This window comes from Serratia sp. SA088, assembly GCF_049065515.1.
Classification (GTDB): Bacteria; Pseudomonadota; Gammaproteobacteria; order Enterobacterales; family Enterobacteriaceae; genus Serratia; species Serratia nematodiphila.
Genome location: NZ_JBAKGW010000001.1, coordinates 660,975 through 683,349 on the forward strand (window position 1 = coordinate 660,975; position 22,375 = coordinate 683,349).

General features: G+C 58.9%; 20 protein-coding genes, 1 pseudogene and 1 other annotated feature. Of the genes and pseudogenes, 9 read left to right on the forward strand and 12 right to left on the reverse strand.

From position 1 onward, the window contains the following. Position 1 precedes the first annotated feature (1 nt). On the reverse strand, positions 2-754 hold the full coding sequence (locus tag ACOWVD_RS03295) for a YciC family protein (RefSeq protein WP_004932079.1): 753 nt from the start codon (positions 752-754) through the stop codon (positions 2-4). 34 nt (positions 755-788) lie between these two features. Continuing rightward, positions 789-1,229, reverse strand: a complete 441-nt coding sequence (locus tag ACOWVD_RS03300; protein ID WP_273874471.1) for a YkgJ family cysteine cluster protein — start codon at positions 1,227-1,229, stop codon at positions 789-791. 286 nt (positions 1,230-1,515) lie between these two features. Between ACOWVD_RS03300 and ompW the strand changes: the two genes are divergently transcribed. Beyond that, positions 1,516-2,148: an outer membrane protein OmpW gene (gene ompW / locus ACOWVD_RS03305; protein ID WP_019452715.1), complete on the forward strand. Its 633-nt coding sequence runs from the start codon at positions 1,516-1,518 to the stop codon at positions 2,146-2,148. A 42-nt stretch (positions 2,149-2,190) separates the two neighbouring features. Here the strand turns inward: ompW and ACOWVD_RS03310 are convergent, their stop codons facing one another. The 6 genes and pseudogenes from ACOWVD_RS03310 to ACOWVD_RS03335 all read right to left on the reverse strand — a co-directional run bounded on the left by ACOWVD_RS03310 (position 2,191) and on the right by ACOWVD_RS03335 (position 9,284). Then, positions 2,191-2,505: a BON domain-containing protein gene (locus ACOWVD_RS03310; protein WP_016927515.1), complete on the reverse strand. Its 315-nt coding sequence runs from the start codon at positions 2,503-2,505 to the stop codon at positions 2,191-2,193. Between the two features lie 217 nt (positions 2,506-2,722). After that, positions 2,723-3,529 (reverse strand): tryptophan synthase subunit alpha, encoded by an 807-nt coding sequence (gene trpA, locus ACOWVD_RS03315; protein ID WP_421105448.1) that lies wholly within the window; start codon positions 3,527-3,529, stop codon positions 2,723-2,725. Next, positions 3,529-4,719 carry a tryptophan synthase subunit beta gene (trpB, locus tag ACOWVD_RS03320; RefSeq protein WP_049242960.1) on the reverse strand — a complete coding sequence of 397 codons (1,191 nt, stop codon included), beginning with the start codon at positions 4,717-4,719 and terminating at the stop codon, positions 3,529-3,531. The genes trpA and trpB overlap by 1 nt, the downstream gene beginning before the upstream one ends. Before the next feature lie 41 nt (positions 4,720-4,760). Continuing rightward, the gene (trpCF, locus tag ACOWVD_RS03325) at positions 4,761-6,122 is read right to left on the reverse strand and encodes a bifunctional indole-3-glycerol-phosphate synthase TrpC/phosphoribosylanthranilate isomerase TrpF (protein WP_164094986.1); all 1,362 of its coding nucleotides are present in this window, start codon (positions 6,120-6,122) and stop codon (positions 4,761-4,763) included. A gap of 3 nt (positions 6,123-6,125) precedes the next feature. After that, a pseudogene (gene trpD / locus ACOWVD_RS03330) lies at positions 6,126-7,722 on the reverse strand (bifunctional anthranilate synthase glutamate amidotransferase component TrpG/anthranilate phosphoribosyltransferase TrpD). Continuing rightward, a complete protein-coding gene (locus ACOWVD_RS03335; protein WP_049242955.1) occupies positions 7,722-9,284 on the reverse strand; it encodes an anthranilate synthase component 1 in 1,563 nt (520 codons plus the stop codon). The pseudogene trpD and the gene ACOWVD_RS03335 overlap by 1 nt, the downstream one beginning before the upstream one ends. Positions 9,285-9,308: 24 nt before the next feature. Further along, positions 9,309-9,412, reverse strand: a sequence feature (Trp leader region). Between the two features lie 239 nt (positions 9,413-9,651). Between ACOWVD_RS03335 and rnm the strand changes: the two genes are divergently transcribed. From rnm to rluB, 5 genes are all read left to right on the forward strand, one after another. Then, positions 9,652-10,533: an RNase RNM gene (rnm, locus tag ACOWVD_RS03340; RefSeq protein WP_015378064.1), complete on the forward strand. Its 882-nt coding sequence runs from the start codon at positions 9,652-9,654 to the stop codon at positions 10,531-10,533. A 47-nt stretch (positions 10,534-10,580) separates the two neighbouring features. Beyond that, a complete protein-coding gene (locus tag ACOWVD_RS03345; RefSeq protein ID WP_004932058.1) occupies positions 10,581-11,201 on the forward strand; it encodes an L-threonylcarbamoyladenylate synthase in 621 nt (206 codons plus the stop codon). Positions 11,202-11,316: 115 nt separating this feature from the next. Continuing rightward, complete coding sequence (locus ACOWVD_RS03350) at positions 11,317-11,676, forward strand: Rap1a/Tai family immunity protein (RefSeq protein ID WP_004932057.1); 360 nt, start codon at positions 11,317-11,319, stop codon at positions 11,674-11,676. Positions 11,677-11,825: 149 nt separating this feature from the next. Continuing rightward, a complete protein-coding gene (locus ACOWVD_RS03355; protein ID WP_015378063.1) occupies positions 11,826-12,623 on the forward strand; it encodes an alpha/beta fold hydrolase in 798 nt (265 codons plus the stop codon). 162 nt (positions 12,624-12,785) lie between these two features. Next, on the forward strand, positions 12,786-13,682 hold the full coding sequence (gene rluB / locus ACOWVD_RS03360; protein WP_015378049.1) for a 23S rRNA pseudouridine(2605) synthase RluB: 897 nt from the start codon (positions 12,786-12,788) through the stop codon (positions 13,680-13,682). A 39-nt stretch (positions 13,683-13,721) separates the two neighbouring features. Here the strand turns inward: rluB and cobO are convergent, their stop codons facing one another. Beyond that, on the reverse strand, positions 13,722-14,312 hold the full coding sequence (cobO, locus tag ACOWVD_RS03365) for a cob(I)yrinic acid a,c-diamide adenosyltransferase (RefSeq protein ID WP_049242952.1): 591 nt from the start codon (positions 14,310-14,312) through the stop codon (positions 13,722-13,724). A gap of 13 nt (positions 14,313-14,325) precedes the next feature. Next, a complete protein-coding gene (locus tag ACOWVD_RS03370; protein WP_004930705.1) occupies positions 14,326-15,087 on the reverse strand; it encodes a YciK family oxidoreductase in 762 nt (253 codons plus the stop codon). A gap of 359 nt (positions 15,088-15,446) precedes the next feature. On the opposite strand from ACOWVD_RS03370, the gene sohB reads away from it, so the two are divergent. Continuing rightward, on the forward strand, positions 15,447-16,493 hold the full coding sequence (gene sohB / locus ACOWVD_RS03375) for a protease SohB (protein ID WP_004930703.1): 1,047 nt from the start codon (positions 15,447-15,449) through the stop codon (positions 16,491-16,493). Positions 16,494-16,544: 51 nt separating this feature from the next. Here the strand turns inward: sohB and ACOWVD_RS03380 are convergent, their stop codons facing one another. Then, on the reverse strand, positions 16,545-16,796 hold the full coding sequence (locus tag ACOWVD_RS03380; RefSeq protein ID WP_004930700.1) for a YciN family protein: 252 nt from the start codon (positions 16,794-16,796) through the stop codon (positions 16,545-16,547). 427 nt (positions 16,797-17,223) lie between these two features. Between ACOWVD_RS03380 and topA the strand changes: the two genes are divergently transcribed. After that, positions 17,224-19,821, forward strand: a complete 2,598-nt coding sequence (gene topA / locus ACOWVD_RS03385; RefSeq protein WP_421105449.1) for a type I DNA topoisomerase — start codon at positions 17,224-17,226, stop codon at positions 19,819-19,821. Between the two features lie 361 nt (positions 19,822-20,182). Then, positions 20,183-21,157 (forward strand): HTH-type transcriptional regulator CysB, encoded by a 975-nt coding sequence (cysB, locus tag ACOWVD_RS03390; protein ID WP_004930690.1) that lies wholly within the window; start codon positions 20,183-20,185, stop codon positions 21,155-21,157. Positions 21,158-21,222: 65 nt separating this feature from the next. On the opposite strand, the gene ACOWVD_RS03395 is transcribed toward cysB, so the two are convergent. Then, entirely contained in the window at positions 21,223-22,080 is an 858-nt protein-coding gene (locus tag ACOWVD_RS03395) for a DUF6216 family protein (RefSeq protein WP_164094891.1), read from the reverse strand. Between the last annotated feature and the right edge of the window lie 295 nt (positions 22,081-22,375).

Here is a 22,375-nt window from a genome sequence, read left to right on the forward strand (position 1 = left end):
GTTAGCCGCGCAGCAGCATATACAGCCGGAACAGGTAGATCAGCAGCAGGGCGGAGACCAGGTTGCTCAACGCGGTCAGCACCACGCTGGCGACGTTCGGCGTCAGCACCGACAGATGGCTCACCAGGAACAGCACCAGCAGCTTGGCCGCCAGCCACAGCATCATCGCCGGCACAATCACGCGCGCATTGGCGAAAGCCAATTTGCTGCTCAGCTTGAGCGAAGCGAACACGCCTTTTTTATCGACGGAGGCGATCACCGGCGCCAGCGCGAAGGCGATAGCCATTAGCACGCCCGGCACCACAAACAGCGTCAGGCCGAGCTGGATCAGCAGGGTGCAGATAAACAGCAGCAGCAGCAGGCGCGGCAAGTCGGGCGCCGAGGCGCCGAGCGCGCGCAGGGCGCTGGTGCGTTGCCCTTGCGACACCAGACGGATCAGCGTCAGCATCCCGCCGACCAGCAGCACGTTGCCGACCAGCGCAGAGAAGGTGGCGGCCGCCGACACTTTCAGCAACACCATCTGCTGTTCCGGCGTCATCTGCTGGATCACTTCCTGAATGCCCATGCCGGTAGACGAGGCGAAATCGCTGGTGGTGGCAGCGAGCGTCGCCAACTGTTCGGCATCAGGGCTGAAGGCCTGATTCAGCAGCACGGAGATAAACGCCGTCAACAGCGCCAGCATCAGGATGCTGGCCAGTTGGTTGCGTAAAAAGTTAAAACTGTCACGGTACAAAGCGTTGGCCGTGATAGGCATGCAGACTCCTTGGCGTCGGGAAAACAGAGATAAATCAGTGGGTGATTGTACCCTGTTCCACGCCGCTGTGGCACCCCGCGAATTGCACTACGCCTATTTCTTCAACGATCGTCGTCTCAGGCAGCGAAAGCGACAAGGGCACCGGCAACGGCGGCAGGCCGTAGCGTTCCCGGGCGCGATCGCAGGCTTCGTTGCGCAGGCCGTTTTCACCGGACTGATCGAACTCTCTGCACGGGCTGGGCCGATTGAGGTAGATCGAGCAGGACACGGCGGTGCCGATCTCGCCGTCCAGCGCGGTGCAGCGCGGGGACTTGCTGTTGGTCCCCTGCATGCAGCGCAGGAACGGGGTCAAAGGCTCCGTTAGGGAAAGAGGGACGGTGCCGCCGCCGTCTTCGGCTTCGGCCCAATAGAATGACACTCGAAAATAACCGCAGCATGCGCCGCAGCTGACACAGGGATTAAGGATTTCGCTCATCTTGATTGCCCGCCGACTCCTTACGGCACCAACCAAAACCAACACGGAAAACGAAATTACCTCAGCCGCATTTTTCTCCGCAACTGAAATTTGAACATGTAGATAATTTGCAACAAAATCGATTTTTTGATGCAGATCAATCCTTGATTTATTAAGCGGTTAGGTAACCTTGTTTTTAGTGGGATTTTAAATTTTTACACATAAGATGTGATCTCGATGGGATCACAAATACCCGAAAGTAGGTATATTCCTCCCCGAGAGATTAACCACACAAATGGAATGGATAATGAAAAAGACAACTCTGGTGGTATTGGCGACGATGATGGCGCCTATGTTGGCAAGTGCGCATCAGGCTGGTGATTTCCTGTTCCGCGCGGGTACCGCGACGGTACGCCCGAATGCGGGGTCGGACAACGTGCTGGGCTTAGGTTCGCTGGATGCGAAAAACAACACCCAGCTCGGCCTGACCTTCGGGTATATGGTGACGGACAACATTGGCGTTGAGCTGTTGGCCGCAACCCCATTCCGCCACAAGGTGACGCTAGGCGGCACCGATCTGGCGACCGTTCACCAACTGCCGCCAACGCTGATGGCGCAATACTACTTCGGCGACAAGCAGGACAAACTGCGTCCTTACCTGGGCGTCGGCGTTAACTACACCACTTTCTTTGACGAGAAGTTCAACGACTACGGCAAAAGCGCCGGGTTGAGCAACCTCGATCTGAAAGACTCCTGGGGTGTTGCGGCGCAGGCCGGTCTGGATTACAACCTGGACGAACACTGGATGCTGAACATGTCGGTGTGGTGGATGAATATCGAAACCAAAACTCGCTTCAACGATGCGAATGGCGGTCACCACAGCTTCGATACGCGTCTGGATCCGTGGGTGTTCATGTTCGGGGCGGGTTACCGCTTCTGATCAAAGCCGCAAGCAGGGAGGCGCAAGGCCTCCCTGTCGGTATTATTTAACCTGCATCACGTTTTCAACCGATTTCACGCCGGCCACGCCGCGTGTGACCTGCACCGCACGGTTGGCGTCATCGCTGGATGTCACGAAGCCGCTAAGCTGTACACGCCCTTTAAAGGTTTCCACGCTGATCTCGCGCGACTTGATGTTTTTATCCGCCAGCAACGCCGATTTCACTTTGGTGGTGACTACGGTGTCATCGATATAACCGCCCGTTCCCTCTGATTTTGCCGTCGGCGCGCAAGCGCTCACCGCGACCGCCACAACGGCTGCCATGCACAAGGCTGAAAGGGTTTTAAACAGCTTCATAAATTACTCTCCATGCAATGTTATGGTTGAAATTCGCTACGGTTTTTCGCCGCAGCGAGCGCATTCCCCAAATCAAACGAAGAAATGCATAGCGAACAAAGTTCATTGTGAGACAAGACGGCGGTTTGTTCAAATTTTTGCGGTAAATAAATGGAACAAACTTTGAAGGGAAACAAGCTGTTAAAGCGAGCGCCGGCAAGGCGCTCGCCAAAGAGGCTCATGCCCGGGTGGCGTGCTTCATCGCGCTGACGAAGGTCGCCAGTTTAGCCAGCATCTCCGCCGGGTTGGCATGGTGCTGTTCGATGATTTTGACGATGGCCGAGCCGGAGATCGCGCCGGCGGCGCCGGCCTGCAGCGCGGCCTTCACCTGCTCCGGTTCGGAGATGCCAAAGCCCTGCAGCGGCGGCGCGGCGTGGTACTCGCGCAGCTTGTTCACCAGATGATGCAGCGGCAGCTGCGCCCGGCTTTCGGTGCCGGTTACGCCGGCGCGCGACAGCAGGTAGGTATAGCCGCGGCCGTGCGAAGCGATTTCACGCAGCAGCTCGTCATCGGCGTTCGGTGGGCAGATGAAGATCGGCGCGATACCGTGGCGCGCGGCGGCGGCGCGGAACGGCGCAGACTCTTCAAACGGCACGTCGGCGACCAGCACCGAATCCACGCCCACTTCGGCGCAGCGTTGGTAAAACCCATCGATGCCTTTATGGAACACCAGATTGGCATACATCAGCAGGCCGATAGGAATGGTCGGGTGCTTTTGGCGGATGGCCGCCAGCATCTCGAAGCACTGGGTCGGGGTGACGCCGGCGGCGAAGGCGCGCAGCGTCGCGTTCTGGATCGTCGGCCCGTCCGCCAGGGGATCGGAGAAGGGGATGCCCAGCTCCAGCGCGTCTGCGCCGGCTTCAATCAGGGTGTCGATAATCTGCAGTGACAGCGTCGGATTAGGATCGCCCAGCGTGACGAACGGGACGAAGGCGCCTTCCTTGCTGCTTTCCAGACGCGTGAACAGTTGCTGATAACGTTCCATCAGATTTCTCCCCGTGCTTTCAAAATGTCGTGAACGGTAAATATGTCTTTGTCGCCGCGGCCGGACAGGTTGACCACCAGGATCTGCTCTTTCTGCGGCGTTTCACGGATCATTTTCAGCGCGTGCGCCAGGGCGTGCGAAGATTCCAGCGCCGGGATGATGCCTTCATGGCGCGACAGCGCCTTGAACGCTTCCAGCGCTTCGTCGTCGGTGATTGACACGTATTCTGCGCGGCCGATGCTGTTCAGGTAGGCGTGCTGTGGCCCGACGGACGGGAAGTCCAGCCCGGCGGAGATCGAATAGGACTCTTCAATCTGGCCTTCGTCGGTTTGCATCATCGGCGCTTTCATGCCGAAGTAGATGCCGACGTGGCCATGCTTGAGCGGCGCGCCGTGCTGACCGGTTTCGATGCCCAGACCGGCGGGTTCCACGCCGATCAGGCCCACTTCGGCGTCATCGATAAAATCGGCGAACATGCCGATGGCGTTGGAGCCGCCGCCGACACAGGCGATGACCGCATCCGGCAGACGGCCTTCGCGCTCCAGCACCTGCGCTTTGGTCTCTTCGCCGATCATGCGCTGGAATTCACGCACGATGGTGGGATACGGGTGCGGGCCGGCGGCGGTGCCGAGCATATAGTGCGCGGTTTCATAGCTACCGGACCAGTCGCGCAACGCTTCGTTGCAGGCGTCTTTCAGCGTGGCGGAACCGCTGTGCACCGGGATCACTTCCGCACCCATCAGCCGCATGCGGAAGACGTTCGGCGACTGGCGTTCGACGTCCTTGGCACCCATATAGATGCGGCATTTCAGGCCGAGCAGCGCGCAGGCCAGCGCGGAGGCGACCCCGTGTTGACCGGCGCCGGTTTCCGCGATGATCTCGGTTTTGCCCATGCGTTTGGCCAGCAGGGCCTGGCCCAGCACCTGGTTGGTTTTGTGCGCGCCGCCGTGCAGCAGATCTTCACGCTTCAGATAGAGCTTGGTGTTGCTGCCGGCGGTGAGGTTTTTGCACAGCGTCAACGCCGTTGGGCGGCCCGCATAGTTCTTCAACAGATCGATAAATTCTGCCTGAAACGCCGGATCGCGCTGAGCGCTGACAAAGGCTTCTTCCAGTTGTTTCAAGGCCGGCATCAGAATTTGCGGCACGTATTGGCCACCAAATTCGCCGAAGTAGGGGTTAAGCAGCGTCATGAGAGTTCCCGTTATTATCCGTTATTAATGTAGAGCCATATTCAGTAGGCGCGCAGGGTTTGGAAAACCGAGGCCAGGCGCGCGGGATCTTTGATGCCCGGTTCGCTTTCCACGCCGGAGTTGAAGTCCAGACCGGCGCAGCCGAGCTTGGCCGCTTCAACGCAGTTGTCTGCGCGCAGGCCGCCCGCCAGCATGACGTTAGTCAGGTCTTCGCCTTGCAATACCGACCAGTCGAAGCGTTGGCCGGTGCCGCCTGCGCCGTTGTCCAGCAGATAGCGATCGACATGCTGCAGATCGCGCGCCGGCACCCGATCTTTCACGCTCAGCGCTTTCCAGATGCGGCAATCGGCCGGCAAACGGGCGCGCAGTGCGCTGATATAGGCCTGGTCTTCCGCACCGTGCAGCTGAACCGCCTGCAAGCCGAGACGCTCAACGGTCAACGCCACGGTATCGACCTGGGCGTCGCAGAATACGCCGACGTACTTCAGCGGCGCGCCGGAGATCACTTCACGGGCGCGGGTGATGTCCACATAGCGCGGCGAACGGCCGACGAAGATTAGCCCGCCGTAGATGGCGCCGGCCTGATAAGCGGCGGCGGCGTCCTGCGGGCGAGTCAGTCCGCACACTTTGTTGTCGCCGAGGATCACGCGGCGCACGGCGGCGCGCAGATCGGGCTCCGACATCAATGCGCTGCCGATCAGGAAGCCGTTGGCGTAGTGGCTCAGCTCGCGGATCTGCCCGTAGTTGTTGATGCCCGATTCGCTGATCACCGTCACGCCATGCGGCACGCGGGGCGCCAGTTGACGGGTGCGGTTCAGGTCGATGCTCAGATCGCGCAGATCGCGGTTATTGATGCCAACCACCCGCGCTTCCAGCGCGATCGCACGCTGCAGCTCTTCTTCACTGATCACTTCGGTCAGCACGCCCATATTGAGGCTGTGGGCCACCGCCGCCAGCTGGCGATACTGGTCGTCGGTCAACACCGACAGCATCAGCAGGATGGCATCGGCCTGATAGTAGCGCGCCAGGTAAATCTGATACGGATCGATGATAAAGTCTTTGCACAACACCGGTTGGCTGACGGTTTTACTGACCAGCGGCAGGAAATCGAAGCTGCCCTGGAAGTATTTCTCGTCGGTCAGCACCGAGATCGCTGAGGCGAAATCTTTATACACCGTGGCGATCTCTACCGGATCAAAGTTTTCGCGAATCAGCCCTTTGGAAGGCGAGGCCTTCTTGCATTCGAGAATGAAAGCCGTCCGGGTGCCCTGCAGCGCGTGATAAAAGCTGCGTTCGCTCGGCACGATGTCGTTCTGAAAGCCGGCCAGGGGCTGTTGCTGTTGTCGCGCCGCGATCCATTGCGCTTTGTCGCGGACAATCTTGTGTAGCACGGTTTCCTGCATCATTTATCCTCTTGCCGCCAGTGCGATGACACGCTCATAGGCCTGCCCGCTGTTGATCATATCCAGTGCCTGCCGCGCATTTTGGCGCAGGTCTTCATGTCCGAATAACTTCAGAAGCAACGCGACGTTGGCCGCGACCGCCGCGGCGTGCGCCGGCTCGCCTTTACCTTGTAACAGCCGCGCCAAAATGTCACGGTTTTCTTCCGGCGTGCCGCCCAGCAAGGCTTCCAGCGGATAGGTTTCCAATCCGAAGGACTGCGGCGTGAGCTGGTAGCTGCTGATTTCGCCGTTGTTCAATTCCGCCACGTGCGTCGGGGCGTGGATCGCCACCTCGTCCATGCCGCCGCCGTGAACCACCGCCGCACGCTGATAACCCAGCACGCGCAGGGTTTCGGCGATCGGCAGCACCAGTTCCGGGCTGTAAACGCCGATCAGCGCCAGCGGCGGGCGCGCCGGGTTGATCAGCGGGCCCAGCACGTTGAACAGTGTGCGGGTTTTCAGCTGCTGGCGCACCGGCATGGCGTGACGAAAACCGGTGTGGTACTGCGGCGCGAACAGGAAGCACACGCCAAGATCGTCCAACGCCTTGCGCGCTTCTTCCGCCGGCAGATCCAGACGGATACCGAACGCCGCCAGCAGATCCGAAGAGCCGGAACGGCTGGAAACGCTGCGGTTGCCGTGTTTGGCGATCTTCGCGCCGCACGCCGCCGCCACGAAGGCGCTGGCGGTGGAAATATTGATGCTGTTGGTGCCGTCGCCGCCGGTGCCGACGATATCGGCGAACAGATAGTCAGGGCGCGGGAACGGCTGAGCGTCGTCCAGCAGCGCTTTGGCGGCGCCGGCGATCTCTTCCGGGCGCTCGCCGCGGACTTTCATGCTGATCAACGCCGCCGCCAGTTGGCTCGGTTCCAGCTCGCCGCGCACGATGGCGCTGAACAGCTGTTGGCTTTCCTGCTGGCTCATCGACTCGGCGCGGTACAGTTTCTCAAGAATAGGTTGCATCGTCGTGTTCCTTATATTACTTCGCCAGCGCCCAGGCCAGGGTCTGCTCAAGCAGGCGCGCGCCGTGGGTGGTCAGAATCGATTCCGGGTGGAACTGGAAGCCGCACACGCGGCGGCGGTCGTCGCGCACCGCCATCACCATTTCGCCGAAGCGGGCGTTGACGGTGAGATCGGCCGGGATATTGCTGCCGACCAGCGAGTGGTAGCGCGCCACCGGCAGCGGATTGGCCATGCCGGCGAACATGCCTTCGCCATCGTGAGCGATCGCCGAGGCTTTGCCGTGCAGGATCTCGCCCGCCTGGCCGACCTGGCCGCCATAGGCTTCGACGATCGCCTGGTGGCCTAGGCAGATGCCGATGATCGGCAGTTGGCCGCGCAGACGCTGCAGCAGTTCCGGCATGCAGCCCGCTTCGGAAGGGGCGCCAGGGCCGGGCGACAGCATCAGCACCGGCTGTTCCATCTGTTGCAGACGCTCGATGATCACCTCGGCGGCGATCTGGTTACGGTAAATCACCACCTGGTGGCCGCTGGCGCGCAGCTGATCGACCAGGTTGTAGGTAAAGGAGTCGACGTTGTCGAGCAGCAGGATATCGGCCATCAGAACACCTCCTTGGCATGGTGCGCAGTGGCGATGGCGCGCAGCACGGCACGGGCTTTATTACGGGTTTCGTCGGCTTCCGCCTGCGGGATGGAATCCAGCACGACGCCGGCGCCGGCCTGCACGGTGGCGATGCCGTCTTCAACGTAGGCGGAGCGAATGACGATGCAGGTATCCAGATCGCCGGTGGCGGTGAAGTAGCCTACCGCGCCGCCGTAGCTGCCGCGGCGCGTGCCTTCGGAGGAGGCGATCAGCTGCATCGCCCGCACTTTCGGCGCGCCGCTGAGGGTGCCCATGTTCATGCAGGCCTGGTAGGCGTGCAGCACGTCGAGATCGGCGCGCAGGGTGCCCACCACGCGGGAAACCAGGTGCATGACGAACGAATAGCGATCCACTTTGGTCAGGTCGGCCACGTAGCGGCTGCCGGCCTGGCAGATGCGCGCCAGATCGTTGCGCGCCAGATCGACCAGCATCAAGTGCTCGGCCAGCTCTTTGTGGTCGGTGCGCATTTCCAGCTCGATGCGGCTGTCGAGATCCAAATCCAGCGACCCATCGGCGCGGCGGCCGCGCGGGCGGGTGCCGGCGATCGGGTAGATTTCGATTTGGCGATTGCCCGCGTCGTATTTCAGCGCGCTCTCCGGCGAAGCGCCGAACAGGGTGAAGTCATCATCCTGCATGAAGAACATGTACGGGCTGGGGTTGTTGTCTTTCAACGTTTGGTAGGCCGCCAGCGGCGCCGGGCACGGCAGGGAAAAGCGGCGCGACGGCACCACCTGGAAAATCTCGCCCTGGCGGATCGCTTCCTGCAGCTCGCTGACCACCGCGCCGTACTCTTCGTCGCTCTGGTTACAGCTCAGCTGCATGTTTTCCAGCGTTTGGTGCGGGATTGGCTGCGGGGGTTGTTGCAACTCAGCCTGCAGCTGTTCCAGGCGGTGCTGTAAACGCTGCGCTTCACTCGCCTGCTCACTGAAGACGCTGGCCTGCAGACGGGCCGAGCCGCGTTGATGATCCAGCACCAGCAGGGTTTCCGCCAGATAGAAGCAGAAGTCCGGGCAGCGTTGATCCTGGCGCAGCGCCGGCAGGTTTTCAAAACCGGCGACCAAATCATAGGCGAACAGGCCGCCCAGCATCACGGCTTCGCGCTCGTCCGCCGGGGAGTCCACCAGCGTCAGCAGTGTGCGCAGTGCGTCGAACACCGACAGGGAGCGCAGGCGCGCGTCTTCGTCCTGCACCTCGTCGATCGCCGGGAAGGTCAGCTCGCGGCCGTTAGGGCGTGCCTGATTGCGCACCTCGGGCGGCAGCGCTTCGTCCAGCAGCGGCAGCAGCGCCGCGCCGTTGGCGGTCAGCGCCTGCACGCTGACGGTGTGGCCCAGTGCGGTAATGCGCAGCGCGCTGTCGATGACCAACAGGCTCTGCAGATTCTGTTTGCTGTTGATTTCCGCCGACTCCAGCAGCAGGGTGGCCGGCCGCGCGCCGCACAGCTGGTGGAAAAGGGTGGTGGGGTCGCCCCGGTAGCTGGCTTGCGCCTTCAGCAGTGTCAGTTGTGGTTTGGTGTTCATCATCGGTGGTTCCAGTGAATTCTGTCCATAAAAAAGCCCGCATCAGGTGCGGGCTCAGGAAATCTGCATTGTCAGATGACAGCTATGCGCGATTACACCGCCCGCAAGAGGGAGGTACGCCACCAACCGTGAAGAGAAATGTATGTGTTCATTTGCAGACTCTCTTTGTTAACTCTCATCCGACACGGCCGTTGCCGTGAACTTGTGTACTAGTTAACTGGTTCGAGAAGGCAAAGTCAACCCTCTTTTTGCACAATGTTTTAGCGGTCAGCGTGAATTCTATTCATCGTCTGCCTGGCGCAGAATAGATTTCCGTCCGGCCGCCGATCGCGGGTATGATAGAAAACCAAGCCATTGCCGGATAGCCGTTTTGACAGACAGTAACCCCCCATCCACCGCTTTTACTCTGTACGATCTCCACAGCCACACGACCGCCTCCGACGGCTATCTGACGCCGACGCAGCTGGTGCTGCGGGCGGTAGAGATGCGTGTGGGCGTGCTGGCGATCACCGATCACGACACCACCGCAGGCTTGGCTGAGGCCGCCGCCGCCATTGCGGAGCAGGCGTTGCCGCTGCGGCTGGTCAACGGGGTGGAAATCTCGACGCTGTGGGAAAACCATGAAATTCATATCGTTGGGTTGGGCATGGACGTCGCGCACCCGGCGCTGGTGGCGCTATTGGCGGAACAAACCGAACGTCGCAACCGGCGGGCGCAGGAGATCGGCGCGCGTCTGGGTAAAGCGCGCATTCCCGACGCCTATGCCGGCGCCCAGCGGTTGGCGGGGGCCGGTGCGGTGACCCGCGGCCATTTCGCCCGTTACCTGGTGGAGATTGGCGTGGCGGACAACATGGCGCAGGTGTTCAAGAAATATCTGGCCAAAGGCAAAACCGGCTACGTGCCGCCGCAGTGGTGTACAATAGAACAAGCCATTGATGCGATTCATCAATCGGGCGGCCAGGCGGTGATAGCGCATCCCGGCCGTTACGATCTGACCGCGAAGTGGTTGAAACGTTTGCTGGCGCATTTCGCCGAACACGGCGGCGACGCCATGGAAGTGGCGCAGTGTCAGCAGGCGCCGCATGAGCGCTCGCAGTTGGCGAAATACGCCCAGGACTACCGCCTGTTGGCCTCGCAAGGATCTGATTTTCATCAGCCTTGTTCGTGGATCGAACTGGGCCGCAAACTGTGGCTGCCGGGCGGGGTCGAGCCGGTGTGGCGCGATTGGCCGCAGCCTGGCGAGGCGGTCTGATTTTTCGCGCGTGGCAACGCGCGCGGGCATCATTTTAGGAGCAAGTCATGAGTCAGCTTTTTTATATTCACCCGGACAACCCACAACCGCGTTTGATTAACCAGGCGGTTGAGGTGCTGCGCAAGGGCGGGGTGATCGTTTATCCCACCGATTCCGGCTACGCGCTGGGTTGCATGTTGGAGGAGAAGGCGGCGATGGAACGCATTTGCCGCATCCGTCAGTTGGACGGCAACCACAATTTCACCCTGATGTGCCGCGATCTGTCCGAGTTGTCGACTTATGCGCACGTCGATAATACGGCGTTCCGCCTGATTAAAAACAATACGCCGGGCAACTACACCTTCATTCTGAAAGCGACCAAAGAAGTGCCGCGCCGCCTGATGAATGAAAAGCGCAAAACCATCGGCCTGCGCGTGCCGTCGAACCCGATCGCATTGGCGCTGCTGGAGGCGCTGAACGAACCGATGATGTCAACCACCCTGATGCTGCCGGGCAATGATTTTGCCGAGTCCGATCCGGAAGAGATCAACGATCATTTGGGCAAGGTGGTCGATCTGGTGATCCACGGCGGCTTCCTCGGCCAACAGCCGACCACGGTGATCGATCTGACTGAATCCTCGCCGGAAGTGGTGCGTGAGGGGGCGGGCGACGCGGCGCCTTTCCGTTGATGTCAATTGTTGCCACCTTGCCCATTGTCTGAAAATCGGCTGAAGCGACGCTATTTCGCGTGAAAGCCGCTATTCTTGAAGACTTCAGAATTGATAATGGGCAGGATGCGCAGCAATGATTAAACAGGTTTCTTTTTTAGCGGCCTTATTATTTTCCTCAATGGCAAATGCGGGGTTTTATTCGGGCAGTGGTCTGCTGGCGGAATCCAGCGGTTACGTAAAAAATAAAAGCGGTGAAGCCACCGTGGCCGAAGCGCTGAATGGCGGCATGTTCATGGGATACGTCGCCGGCGTATTCGATACTTATTCCATGCAGGGCAACCGCAATATCTGCCCGGAAGCCGGGATGAGCATCGGCGTAGCCGCCGACGCGGTGATGCAGTATTTGAACGAGCATCCTGAGCAACTGCATTATTCCGCACCGTCGGTGATCATGCTGGCGTTAAGTGCCGCCTATCCCTGCGTGCGCCATTAAGTTCCCATTCCAATTAGTGCGCATTTTTTCATAAGGTGCGCCCAGGGGGCTTTCCGCACGAACTTCAATAGATCAATACCTGCTGCGCTGTCACCTTATCCCCGTCGGTATTCCCCGAACGGGTCGGGGAGAGACGCGCAGGAGGTAATATGACCGCATTTCACAGTGCCAACATGATACTCGACTATCAGGATGTCGGCTCAGGGCCGCTCACGTTGGTGTTGCTGCCCGGCTGGTGCGAACCGAAAACCGTGTTTGAGCCGTTCATCGCTCTGGCGGCCGAACGCTATCGGGTGATCAGCATCGACTGGCGAGGCCATGGCCTGTCTTCAAAAGCCACGGAGATGTCGCTGACGGCGGACGACTTGCTGGAGGATGTGCGCCAACTGCTGACGGCGCTGCGTTTGGATAACGCGGTCACTCTGTCGGTGGCGCACGCCAGCTGGCTGGCGGTAGCGTTGGCCGAAGCGTTGCCGCAACGGGTACGGGGCATGGTGTTTCTCGACTGGATCATGACGCAGCCGGAGCCGGCGTTCTTTACGGCGGTGAGCCGCATGCAGCAGCCGCAGCAGTGGCTGGCGGCACGCGACGCCTTGTTCGACTTTTGGCAGGGCGGCATCCGCCACGATCGGGTCAAACGCCATCTGGAGGTCGAGATGGCGCAGGAGGATTACCGGCTTTGGCGTGCCGCCGGGGTGGCCATCGAACAGGCCTACCGGCAATTCGGCTCGCCGCTGCAACGCCTGGCGGGCATGAGCGCGCCGCCGCCGTGCCGGCATATCTACTCGTTGGATCGCCGCGACGACTACCTGCGGCAACAGCAGGCATTTGCCGCCGAGCAGCCGTTCTTCTCCGTGGTGCGTCTAGGGGAGGCCCGCACTCACCTCGGTATTCTGGAACGGCCTGACGCGGTGCTATGGGCAGTGGAGGATTTTTTGGCGCCGTGAACGCCGCCTGTGGGGGCCACCGCCGATAAAGTGGGTTTCAACACCTTAGAAAGCCTGTATAATACGCGGTTCGATCCTGATAAACGTATTATTACCGTGGTGGCGGTTGGCCGCGGCGGTATCCCCCCCGACGCCTGTGAAGGCGACATTAGAGGTTGCTCAATGAGCGAAAAGTTACAGAAAGTTTTAGCGCGCGCCGGGCATGGCTCGCGTCGTGAAATCGAAACCATGATTGAAGCCGGGCGCGTCAGCGTCGACGGCAAGGTCGCCAAGCTGGGCGATCGCGTTGAAGTGACCCCGGCGATGAAAATTCGTCTGGACGGTCATGTCCTGTCGATCAAAGAGTCCGAAGAGGTGGTTTGCCGGGTGCTGGCTTACTACAAACCGGAAGGCGAGCTGTGTACCCGCAGCGATCCTGAAGGCCGCCCGACGGTGTTCGATCGCCTGCCGAAGCTGCGCGGTTCGCGCTGGGTGGCGGTAGGGCGCCTGGACGTCAACACCTCCGGTCTGCTGCTGTTCACTACCGATGGTGAACTGGCCAACCGTCTGATGCACCCGAGCCGTGAAGTGGAGCGCGAATACGCGGTGCGCGTGTTCGGCCAGGTCGACGATGCGAAAGTGAAGCAGCTGAGCAAAGGCGTGCAATTGGAAGACGGCCCGGCCGCCTTCCGCACCATCAGCTTCCAGGGCGGTGAAGGCCTCAATCAGTGGTACAACGTGACCCTGACTGAAGGCCGCAACCGTGAAGTGCGTCGCCTGTGGGAAGCGGTGGGCGTGCAGGTGAGCCGCCTGATCCGCGTGCGTTACGGCGACATCGATCTGCCGAAAGGCCTGCCGCGCGGCGGCTGGGCCGAACTGGATCTGCCGGCGATCAACTACCTGCGCGAGCTGGTGGAGTTGAAACCGGAAACGGTCAGCAAAATGCCGGTGGAGCGTGAGCGCCGCCGCGTGAAGGCCAACCAGATCCGCCGGGCGGTCAAGCGCCACTCGCAGGTGGCCGGCAGCGGCCGCCGCAGTGCGCCAGGCAGCAAACCAGGCAAGCCAAGCAAACGCAGCTAATCCCGCCGTTCTGGCCCCGTTCGGGGCCAGAACGTTTTGTTACCAATCGATCCCTTGTTGCGCCTTCACGCCCGCGTCGAACGCGTGTTTCACCGGCCGCATCTCCGTGACCGTATCCGCCAGTTCCAACAGATCGCGATGGCAGCCGCGCCCGGTCAGGATCACCGTTTGATGCGCAGGGCGTTGCAGGAGCGCTTCCTTCAGCTCTTCCAGTTCCAGATAGCCGTAGGTCAGCATGTAGGTCACTTCGTCCAGCAGCACCAGATCCAGGCTGTTGTCGGCCAGCATGCGTTTGCCGTGCTGCCACACCGCCTGGCAGGCGGCGGTGTCGCCGGCCTTGTTCTGCGTTTCCCAGGTAAAACCGGTGGCCATCACCTGAAATTCAACGCCGTGTTGCTGCAGCAGATTCTTTTCGCCATTGGGCCATTCGCCCTTGATGAACTGGATCACCCCGGCGCGCATGCCGTGGCCGACCGCGCGGGTGACGGTGCCGAAGGCGGCGGTGGTTTTGCCTTTGCCGTTGCCGGTAAACACCAGCAGCAGGCCGCGGGTGTCCTGCGCCGCGGCGATGCGCGCATCGACCTGTTCTTTCAGGCGCTGCTGGCGCTGTTGATGACGATCTTCCGCCATGAAACGCTCCTGATTATTCGGCTGCGCCGGGTTTGCGGTTCGGCTGCGCGTCGAAGCTCATGCCGGTTTTGCGGCGGCTGTCTTCGCCCATCAAATACAGATACAGCGGCATGATATCGGCCGGGGTTTTCAGCTTGTTCTTGTCTTCGTGCGGGAAGGCAGATGCGCGCATTTTGGTGCGAGTGCCGCCCGGATTGATGCAGTTCACCCGCAGATTGCGGTTTTTGTACTCGTCGGCCAACACCTGCATCATGCCCTCGGTGGCGAACTTCGACACCGCATAGGCACCCCAGTCTGCGCGGCCGGTACGCCCGACGCTGGAGCTGGTGAACACCAGTGAACCGGCGTGGGATTTCAGCAGCAGCGGCAGCAGAGCCTGAGTCAGCATAAAGGTGGCGTTGACGTTAACCTGCATCACTTCTTGCCACATGGTCATCGACAGGTCGGCCATCGGCGCGATGTCGCCGAGCAGGCCGGCGTTGTGCAGCACGCCGTCAAGGCGGGGGATCTGGCGCGCCAGATCGTCGGCTATCTGCCGGCATTGCTCCTGAGTGGCGTGCAGCAAGTCCAGCGTCACCACCAGGGCCGGGGCACCGCCCTGGGCTGCGATCTCTTGTTGTACCGCCAGCAGTTTGCTCTCGGTGCGCCCCAGCAGCACCAACTGGGCGCCGAAGCGCGCGTAGGTCAGCGCCGCTTCACGGCCGATGCCGTCGCCGGCGCCGGTGACCAAAATGATTCGTTGTTCGAGCAGATCTTGTTTGGGTTGGTAATGCACGATAAATCCTCGCCTGGGTGGCTGTTCTCCCGCAGATATCGGGGAGCAAGGGTGAAACGCGCGGCCGGGGCGGGAGCGAAGGCTCGACCGTCTGCGGGCCGCGCAGCGAATCTGTCTCATCATATTGATGAATAATGGGTGTTATATGCCTTAATCCGCGGGCATTTTCAATGCGTAGCAGGCTGAAATGGCATTCTTTTGTAACAAAAGCGCGGCGGTGGCGGCTTGGTTCGGCCGTAAATCGTCCCCATAGTGATGCTCTGTGCGCAATGAATTTTCATTTAGCCGCGACAGCAGCCGCTGCGGTTGGCTAAAATGGAAATAAGCATACTAACAACCTGTAAATAAAGGCGGAATCTGTGGAGTTTATATCTGTTTATGGCCTGTTTCTGGCCAAGGTCGCCACGGTGGTGCTCGCCATCGCCGCGTTGGCCATCCTGGCGGTCAGTTTGGGGCAACGCAAGAGCCGCCAGAAAGGGGAGCTGCAGCTGACCGATCTCGGCGAACAGTATCGCGAGATGCAGCGCGATATGCGCCTGGCGCGCATGGATGCCGCCGAGCAGAAGGTTTGGCTGAAACAGTTCAAAAAGCAGACCAAATCTGATGACAAATTGAAGAAACAGCGCGCCAAGTCCGGCGCGGTGGAAGTGGCCAAGCCGTGCCTGTATGTGCTGGACTTCAAGGGCAGCATGGACGCGCACGAGGTCACCTCGCTGCGCGAAGAGATCTCGGCGGTGCTGGCGGTGGCGTCGGCGCAGGATGAAGTTCTGTTGCGCCTGGAAAGCCCTGGCGGGGTGGTGCATGGCTACGGCCTGGCGGCTTCGCAGTTGGAGCGCCTGCGCAAAGGCGGCATTCGTCTGACGGTCGCGGTGGATAAAGTGGCGGCCAGCGGCGGCTACATGATGGCTTGCGTTGCGGATCGCATCGTGGCGGCGCCGTTCGCCATCATCGGTTCCATCGGCGTGGTGGCGCAGATCCCGAACTTCCACCGCCTGTTGAAAAAGAACGATATCGACGTGGAGTTGCACACCGCCGGGCAATTTAAACGCACGCTGACGCTGTTTGGCGAAAACACCGAACAAGGGCGCGAGAAGTTCCGAGAAGATCTGAACGAAACGCACGAGCTGTTCAAGCGCTTTGTGCATGAGCAGCGCCCGTCGCTCGACATCGACAGCGTCGCTACCGGTGAGCACTGGTTCGGTTCACAGGCGAAAGAGAAGGGCCTGATCGACGCCATCGGCACCAGCGATGATTTGCTGATCGCCGAGCTGGATAACCACGAAGTGATCGCTGTGCGCTATACGCGCCGCAAACGCCTGATGGATCGCTTCACCGGCAGCGCGGCGGAAAGCGTCGATCGTTTGCTGCTGCGCTGGTGGCAGCGTGGGGAAAAGCCGTTGTTGTAACGGCAACGAGAGCGGGAATCAACGGGGGCCAGGCGCCCCCGTTTTCTTGTCTTAATCGACCAGGTGGTATTTTTCCGAAAGCAGGTGAGCCAAATGTTTAAACATATTAAATACCGCGGTGGTTTTGGCGGTGGGCAATCCATCGGCATCCAAAAAGTATTCGCCGCGAAAAACTAAAACGCCGCTTTTTTGTTCAACGTCGGTGGCGATCATGCCGTGCAGATAATCTTCGTGTTGGCGGATGATGTTATTTGCTTCCGCCAGCAGGGCCTCGCGGCCGATAGGTGCAGTATTCGTGCGCATTTATTAGACTCCAAACTAAAAACTCTGCGCATATTCTAACGCCGGTTCGCTTTTATCCGCAAACCGACTAAGGTTTATTTGCCGTCTGGATGGCCATGGGCGGCCGCCGGTTGGCGAAATCGGACTTTCCATGCTAATTAGGTTGCGTGACGCTTTTTATCAGGTACAGTGTGGGATTTTGCGGCGTCGGGTGGAAGGTTTTGTTTACGCCATGAATAAAACTCACACAGCCATACTTCTGGGGCATGGGTGAATAGCAGGCAGGATCAACAACTTGCGTTCAGGTTGAGCAGTTGGGCAACCAAAAGAAAAAAATCTGTTGATCTCTTGCCAGACTGCCGCAATATAAAAAAAGAGACACGAATTGCCGCGGCACGGCGAGATAAAAGACTTCTTTTTAGAAGAAATAAATTAGGTAAAGGTAAATATGGGTAAAGCTCTCGTAATAGTTGAGTCCCCGGCAAAAGCCAAAACTATTAATAAATATTTAGGAAGTGACTACGTGGTGAAGTCCAGCGTCGGTCACATCCGTGATTTGCCGACCAGTGGCTCAGCCAGCAAAAAGAGCGCTGACTCAACCGAAGACAAAGCCAAGAAAAAAGTTAAAAAAGATGAGAAGGCGGCGCTGGTAAATCGCATGGGCGTCGACCCTTACCACGGCTGGAAAGCGCATTATGAAATCCTTCCGGGTAAAGAAAAAGTGGTCGCCGAGTTAAAATCGTTGGCGGAAAACGCCGACCACATTTATCTCGCAACCGACCTTGACCGCGAAGGGGAAGCCATCGCCTGGCACCTGCGGGAAGTGATCGGTGGGGATGACAAACGCTTTAGCCGCGTGGTGTTTAACGAAATCACCAAAAACGCGATCCAACAGGCGTTCAAACAGCCGGGCGAGCTGAACATTGATCGTGTCAACGCGCAGCAGGCGCGCCGGTTTATGGACCGCGTGGTGGGCTATATGGTCTCGCCGCTGCTGTGGAAGAAAATCGCCCGCGGCCTGTCCGCCGGCCGTGTGCAGTCGGTGGCGGTGCGTCTGGTGGTTGAGCGCGAACGCGACATCAAGGCGTTCGTGCCGGAAGAGTACTGGGAGCTGCATGCCGATCTGCTGGCGAAGGGTGAAACCGCGCTGCAGATGGAAGTGACCCATGCGCACGACAAACCGTTCAAGCCGGTCAACCGCGAGCAGACGCACGCCGCGGTCAAGTTGCTGGAAAAAGCCCGCTACACGGTGCTGGATCGCGAAGACAAACCGACCAGCAGCAAGCCGGGCGCGCCTTTCATTACCTCCACGTTGCAACAGGCCGCCAGCACCCGACTGAGCTTCGGCGTGAAGAAAACCATGATGATGGCGCAACGGCTGTATGAAGCCGGCCACATCACCTATATGCGTACCGATTCCACCAACCTGAGCCAGGATGCGCTCAACATGGTGCGTGGCTACATCGGCGACAACTTCGGCGATAAATACCTGCCGAAGGCGCCGAATCAGTACAGCAGCAAAGAGAATTCGCAGGAAGCGCACGAAGCGATCCGTCCTTCGGACGTGAACGTGCTCGCCGAACAGCTCAAAGACATGGAAGCGGACGCGCAGAAGCTGTATCAGCTGATCTGGCGTCAGTTCGTAGCCTGTCAGATGACGCCGGCGCAATACGATTCCACCACGCTGACGGTAAAAGCCGGCGATTATCAGCTGCGCGCCAAGGGTCGTACGCTGCGCTTTGACGGCTGGACCAAGGTGATGCCGGCCCTGCGCAAAGGCGATGAAGATCGCACGTTGCCGTTCGTCGAAATCGGCAGCGAGCTGGATCTGCAGAAACTGATCCCGAGCCAGCACTTCACCAAGCCGCCGGCGCGTTACAGCGAAGCTTCGCTGGTGAAAGAGTTGGAGAAACGCGGCATCGGCCGTCCGTCCACCTACGCCTCCATCATCTCGACCATTCAGGATCGCGGTTATGTGCGGGTGGAAAGCCGCCGTTTCTATGCCGAGAAAATGGGCGAGATCGTCACCGATCGTCTGGAAGAGAACTTCCGCGAGCTGATGAACTATGACTTCACCGCACGCATGGAAGACGGCCTCGATGAGGTCGCCAACAATCAGGCTGAGTGGAAAGTGGTGCTGGACGAATTCTTCGTTGATTTCAGCGAGCAGCTGGAAACGGCGGAGAAGGATCCGGAAGAAGGCGGCATGCGGCCTAACCAGATGGTGATGACCAGCATCGACTGCCCGACCTGCGGCCGCAAGATGGGCATCCGTACCGCCAGCACCGGCGTGTTCCTCGGCTGTTCCGGCTACGCGTTGCCGCCGAAGGAGCGTTGCAAAACCACCATCAACCTGGTGCCGGAAGCGGAAGTGCTCAACATCCTCGAAGGCGACGACGCGGAAACCAACGCGTTGCGCGCCCGCCGCCGCTGCCAGAAATGCGGTACGGCGATGGACAGCTATCTGATCGACAACCAGCGCAAGCTGCACGTCTGCGGCAACAACCCGGCGTGTGACGGCTATGAGATCGAAGAGGGCGAGTTCCGCCTGAAAGGCTATGACGGCCCGGTGGTGGAATGCGACAAGTGCGGTTCGGAAATGCACCTGAAAATGGGGCGTTTCGGCAAGTACATGGGCTGCACCAACGAAAACTGCAAAAACACCCGCAAGATCCTGCGTAACGGCGATGTAGCGCCGCCGAAGGAAGATCCGGTGCCGTTGCCGGAGCTGCCGTGCGAGAAGTCCGACGCCTATTTCGTGCTGCGTGACGGCGCTGCCGGCGTGTTCCTGGCGGCCAACACCTTCCCTAAATCGCGCGAGACCCGCGCGCCGTTGGTGGAAGAGCTGGCTCGCTTCAAGGATCGTCTGCCGGAGAAACTGCGCTATCTGGCCGATGCGCCGGTGGCGGATGCCGAAGGCAACAAAACGCTGGTGCGTTTCAGCCGTAAAACCAAGCAGCAGTACGTCTCCTCTGAAAAAGACGGCAAGGCGACCGGTTGGTCTGCGTTCTACGTGGACGGCAAGTGGGTCGAAGGCAAGAAGTAAGGGCGATGCCCTGCCTGCAAGATGAAAAACCAGCCCCGGCGGCTGGTTTTTTTATTGGTGAAAAGAGGCAAACGGATCTATCCTTTGCTGTTTTTATCCCTCCGACATCGCCGTTTCACGTTGATACCAATGCAAAATAATCGTTATCATAGTGTGACGCGGATCTATACTTGAAGCTGCATCGTGGTATAGTGGTTATATAAAAAGTTTTTTTATTATTAAAGCTTATTAACAACGGCGTTTTCTTCACCATCAGGGTAGAACACGGGGTTTATGGCTTGTGAGTTTCAGCATACCGGGGCGACACCGATATACCTGGCTGCGGGTAAGCCGCAGTGTTTAACCTAGGATGGTATAAGATATGAAATTGCAGCAGCTTCGTTACATTGTGGAAGTGGTTAACCACAACCTGAATGTCTCCTCGACGGCAGAAGGGCTCTATACCTCTCAACCTGGCATCAGCAAACAGGTGCGCATGCTCGAAGATGAGCTGGGCATCCAGATTTTCGCCCGCAGCGGCAAGCACCTGACCCAGGTCACCCCCGCCGGCCAGGAAATCATTCGCATCGCGCGTGAAGTGTTGTCCAAAGTAGACGCCATCAAAGCCGTTGCCGGTGAACACACCTACCCGGACAAAGGCTCGCTGTACGTCGCCACCACGCATACGCAGGCTCGCTACGCCTTGCCAAACGTGATCAAGGGCTTTATCGAGCGTTATCCGCGCGTCTCGCTGCACATGCATCAGGGCTCGCCGACGCAGATCGCCGAAGCGGTCTCCAAGGGCACCGCCGATTTTGCCATCGCCACCGAGGCGCTGCACCTGTACGACGATCTCATCATGTTGCCGTGCTACCACTGGAACCGTGCGGTGGTGGTGAAGCCCGATCATCCTTTGGCGGGCAAAAGCAGCATCAGCATTGAAGAGCTGGCGGCTTACCCCATCGTCACTTACACCTTCGGCTTTACCGGCCGCTCGGAGCTGGACACCGCCTTCAACCGCGCCGGCCTGACGCCGCGCATCGTCTTCACCGCCACTGACGCTGACGTCATCAAAACCTATGTGCGTCTGGGATTGGGGGTGGGGGTGATCGCCAGCATGGCGGTGGATCCGGTGCAGGATCCGGATCTGGTGACGGTGGATGCGCGCGACATCTTCACCTACAGCACCACCAAAATCGGCTTCCGCCGCAGCACTTTCCTGCGCAGCTACATGTACGATTTCATTCAGCGCTTCGCGCCGCACCTGACGCGCGACGTGGTCGACAGCGCGGTGGCGCTGCGCTCCAACGAAGAGATCGAGGCGATGTTCAAGGACATCAAGCTGCCGATTAAATAGGTTCAGGTTGGCAGAGCGTGCGTCAAAACAGGAGGGGTTGTCCCTCCTGTTTTGTTTGCTGCCGCTTACGACACATCTTGGTTATTCGTCGGAGGTTGAGACTGAGGTAAAGCGTTAACGTGTTGATTGATGCGCTTATCCAACGCTTTGGCCCGTTTGGCGGCGACGATCGCTATAACAGCCAGGTAAAGCAGATAAAGGCTTGATGCCAAAAGTGTCCATCCTATTCTCTTTTGTACTTTGACATCGGCGCGCCGTTCACTGTCATCACCGGTGGTGAGTCGATAACAGATTGATTGTACTTCACTTTCCAATAGACCTACCTCGCCGGCGCGGTGAAAAGCATCGCGGGTGCCGCATTGCTCTCGTGTCAGTTCCCATTTTTTGTCTGATGTGAACGGAATAAACAGATCTGAGTTTTTCGCATAGTCTTTGCCCAACAGAAAACTGTGCGTGGTCTGTTTGAACTCATACCAGGCTTCATTGGTGATTGTCAGTTTCGTTGCGGCAATGGTAATGAAGTACAAAAGCACGATAGATACGGCAAGGTAGGCAAACTCCATGGCGCTTGCCAGCCTAATTTTCTGATCTTTAGGGGTAAATCTGTCCTTTATGCGCCGCAACTCATACATTGCGACGTCTTTGTTCTTCATCCAATGCAGCGTTGCCTCAATTTCCGTGAGGTTTCTTACCTTGATGCCGTAATGGTAAATAAAGCGATGCACCTCATACTGTTCACTGTCGAATGTTTTGATGCTCTCATACTGGCTGCCCTTACCGCGCAGTACTTTATCCCACAAGAATTTGAGCAGAATATACCCCGAACGCGTGCGATAGATAATAATGATAAACAAAATCAACGGTATGAGTGATGTTGCCGCTACCATTAGATTTTGGAAAGTTGGATCGATGGTGATATTCAAAATGTGCTCCATGCGCGTGCTTTATTGTCAGAATGTTCAATATCGCTGATGTATCGGGAAATGCCGATTGAAATTATCGCGCATGCTCGATGAAACCGTTTCATGCGGCGTTGGCGTTTCAGGCACGGAGCGGCGGTTAAGGTAACTCGCTGACACTCTTCACATTAACCTCTGTGATTGTTCCCGCCTATCGTTGTGATCAAATCGTGTTGTTATCAAAACGTTAACTTATCTTTGTGGTATCTTTAAACAAGACCTCACTGATTACCCTGTTTTAGTCACAATAAGAAATGGA